The organism is Rhodovulum sp. (assembly GCF_011048875.1).
GTDB lineage: Bacteria > Pseudomonadota > Alphaproteobacteria > Rhodobacterales > Rhodobacteraceae > Rhodovulum > Rhodovulum tesquicola.
Map to the genome: position 1 here is coordinate 1 of NZ_DSDD01000095.1, position 3,775 is coordinate 3,775.

Here is a 3,775-nt window from a genome sequence, read left to right on the forward strand (position 1 = left end):
ACCCGCTGCACCAGAGGATAGGTCTTGGACAGCCGAAGTGGAGAGAGTGATGAAAGACGCAAGCCCGCAGGCGCTGTATCTCGCCGACTACACGCCCCCCGCCTGGCTGGTCGACCGGGTGGAGCTGACCTTCCGCCTGCACCCGACCGCGACGCGGGTGATCTCGCGCATCGCCTTCCGGCCGAACCCGGCCACCTCCGACCGGCGGTTCTTCCTGCATGGCGAAGGGCTGACGCTGATCTCGGCCGCCATCGACGGCAGGCCCGTCAGCCCCGACATCACCCCCGAGGGGCTGACCGCAGAGGTGCCCGACGCGCCCTTCACCTGGGCGGCCGAAGTCGAGATCGCGCCGCAGGAAAATACCGCTCTGGAAGGGCTTTACATGTCGAACGGCATGTATTGTACGCAATGCGAGGCCGAGGGCTTCCGCAAGATCACCTTTTATCCCGACCGGCCCGACGTGATGGCGCCCTTCAGGGTGCGGATCGAAAGCGACCTGCCCGTGCTGTTGTCGAACGGCAACCCTGTGGCGCGGGGCGCAGGCTGGGCCGAGTGGGACGATCCCTGGCCCAAGCCCGCCTATCTCTTCGCCCTTGTCGCGGGCGATCTGGTGGCGACCTCCGGCACCTTCACCACCCGGGAGGGGCGCAAGGTGGACCTGAACATCTGGGTCCGCCCCGCCGACCGGGGCAAGGCCGACTATGCGCTGGACAGCCTGATCCGGTCGATGCGCTGGGACGAGCAGGTCTATGGCCGGGCCTACGACCTCGACGTGTTCAACATCGTCGCGGTGGACGACTTCAACATGGGCGCGATGGAGAACAAGGGCCTCAACATCTTCAACTCGCGCTATGTTCTCGCCAGCCCCGAGACCGCGACCGACCGCGACTACGAGAACATCGAGCGGATCATCGCGCACGAATATTTCCACAACTGGACCGGCAACCGCATCACCTGCCGCGACTGGTTCCAGCTCTGCCTGAAAGAGGGGCTTACCGTGTTCCGCGACCAGCAGTTCGCGGCCGACGCGCGGTCCCACGCGGTCAAGCGGATCGAGGACGTCATCACGCTGCGCGCGCGCCAGTTCCGCGAGGATGGCGGCCCGCTGGCGCATCCCGTAAGGCCCGAGAGCTATACCGAGATCAACAACTTCTACACCGCGACGGTCTATGAAAAGGGCGCCGAGGTGATCGGGATGCTGCGCCGCCTGGTCGGGCCTGAGGGCTATGACAAGGCGCTGGCGCTCTATTTCGACCGCCATGACGGGCAGGCCGCCACGATCGAGGACTGGCTGAAGGTCTTCGAGGACTCGACCGGGCGCGATCTGACCCAGTTCAAGCGGTGGTATGCGCAGGCAGGCACACCGCTCCTGACGGTGACGGACGACTTCAAGGACGGGACCTACAGTCTTCACGTCGAACAGAAAACGCCGCCGACGCCCGGCCAGCCCGACAAGCAGCCGCAGGTGATCCCGCTGGCCGTCGGCCTGCTGTCGCCCAATGGCGACGAGGTGGTGCCGACGACGGTGCTGGAGGTGACCGAAGAGCGTCAGAGCTTCACCTTCGAGGGGCTGGCCACCCGGCCGGTCCCCTCGCTCCTGCGCGGTTTCTCGGCGCCGGTGATCCTTGACCGCGAGGCTTCGGCCGAGGAACGCGCCTTCCTGCTGGCGCACGACACCGACCCCTTCAACAAGTGGGAGGCGGGGCGCGCGCTGGCCCGCGACGTGCTGCTGGCAATGGTGACCGAGGGCGCCGCGCCCGCACCCGCCTATCTGGACGCGCTGACGGCCATGGCGCGGGACGAGGCGCTGGACCCGGCCTTCCGCGCGCTGGCGCTGGGCCTGCCGGGCGAGGACCAGCTGGCCGAGGACCTGCACGGACGGGGGATCACCCCCGACCCGCTGACGATCCACGCCGCGCGCGAGCGGCTGAAATCGGCGGTGGCGGCGCATCTGGAACCTCTATGGACGCCACTCTACGGCCAGATGACCTGCCCCGGCCCCTACAGCCCCGGTGCGGCGGATGCGGGGCGGCGGGCACTGCGCCTCGCGGCGCTGGGGCACATGGCGCGGCTCGATGGCGGAGCGAAGGCGCGCAGCCACTTCGCGCAGGCCAACAACATGACCGACGAACTGGGCGCGCTTGCGATCCTGCTGGAGATCGGCACCGGCGAGGACGAACTGGCCCGCTTTGCCCGGCGCTGGGGCCATGACCGGCTGGTGATGGACAAGTGGTTCGCGCTACAGGCCTCGCTGGCCGCGCCCGAGCGCGCCGTCTCACTTACGAATGAACTGACGGAGCACCCCGATTTCAATTGGAAAAACCCCAATCGCTTCCGTGCCGTGATCGGCGGGTTCACGATGAATGCGGCGGGCTTCCACGACCCCTCCGGGGCGGGCTACGACCTGGTCGCGGACTGGTTGATCCGGCTGGATGCGGTCAACCCGCAGACGGCGGCGCGCATGTCGACCGCGTTCGAGACCTGGACCCGCTACGACGCCGCCCGGAAGGGGAAGATGCGCGCCGCGCTGGAACGGATCGCCGGGCGTGAGGAGCTCAGCCGCGACATGGGCGAGATGGTCGGACGCCTGCTGGCCGCCGGGCCATAAGTCGCCACCGGGGCGCGAATCGTTTTGACCGCATGAGGGCGAATCGGCTCTGCTGTCACTGCAACGTCATGCGGGTATGGTGAGAAGCATCATGCAGGACCGAATCGACCCTCTCATCGAGGAACGCGCGCCGTGGCTCTTTGCCAGCCACCCGTGGAGCGCGCCCGCGCGCCGGGTTCTCAACAACGTTCTGGGCTACCCGCGCACGGTGGCGCTGGGTGAGGTTCTGCAACACCATCCAGCCCCGGTCATCATGGACGAGATGGCCCGCCTTCTGGCGCGTGACCTGCGCGCCAGCGGTCTCGACAACATCCCCGCCTCGGGTCCGGCGCTGATCGTGGCGAACCACCCCACCGGTATCGCCGACGGCATCATGCTCTGGAGCCTGTTGCGCGAACGGCGGCCCGACCTGTTCTTCTACGCCAATCGCGACATCCTGCGCGTGTTGCCGCAGATGGAAGAGATCATCGCGCCTGTGGAATGGCGCGAGGAAAAGCGCAGCCATGCCAAGATGCGCGAGACCATGGCCTATACGCGCGAGGCGATCGAAAAGGGCCGGATCGGCATTATCTTCCCCTCGGGGCGGCTGGCCAAGCGGCGCGGGCTTTCGCTGCATGAACGGCCCTGGATGGCGTCGGCGGCGACGATCGCACGAAAGTTCGACTTGCCGGTGATTCCGATCAACATCCGGGCGCGAAACTCGGTTCTGTTCTACCTGTTCGACCTGATCCACCCGACGCTTCGGGACATCACGCTGTTCCACGAGACGCTGAACAAGGACCGCCAGCCCTACCGGATGACGGTCGGCGCGCCGATCTCGCCGGGCGCGTTGCCGATGCGGTCCGAGGACGGGATCGAGTTGTTGCGCGCCGCGACACTGGCGCTTGGCGGTCGCCACGCACCCTGTGTCAGCCTGTTGCAGGTCACCCGTCGTCCCCGCTGGGCGAAGTCGACAGCGCTGGTCTAGAGTCGACCGCGACCAGGTTGAATCTTTGGGATTCACATCCGGGGTGATTTCTGATTCATACTGGCTGCCGTGAAGGGGGTCGGCATGGATGGGGAAACCGTATTCTTCTGATTTGCGTCAGCGGTTTGTGGCTGCTCTGGATGAAGGCATGTCGGCCAGTGCTGCGGGCCGCAGGATGCGGGTTGCGCGCGCGACAGCGG

General features: G+C 66.9%; 2 protein-coding genes. Both read left to right on the plus strand.

What is annotated here, in order from left to right:
* Positions 1 to 49: 49 nt before the first annotated feature.
* Complete coding sequence (gene pepN, locus ENN83_RS03255) at positions 50 to 2,608, plus strand: aminopeptidase N (protein WP_287184062.1); 2,559 nt, start codon at positions 50 to 52, stop codon at positions 2,606 to 2,608.
* A gap of 91 nt (positions 2,609 to 2,699) precedes the next feature.
* Positions 2,700 to 3,575, plus strand: a complete 876-nt coding sequence (locus tag ENN83_RS03260) for a 1-acyl-sn-glycerol-3-phosphate acyltransferase (protein WP_287184066.1) — start codon at positions 2,700 to 2,702, stop codon at positions 3,573 to 3,575.
* Positions 3,576 to 3,775 lie beyond the last annotated feature (200 nt).

Bases quoted from the DNA above. Each gene is read 5' to 3' on its own strand.
- pepN (WP_287184062.1), top strand. From the start codon at position 50: ATGAAAGACGCAAGCCCGCAGGCGCTGTATCTCGCCGACTACACGCCC.
- ENN83_RS03260 (WP_287184066.1), top strand. From the start codon at position 2,700: ATGCAGGACCGAATCGACCCTCTCATCGAGGAACGCGCGCCGTGGCTC.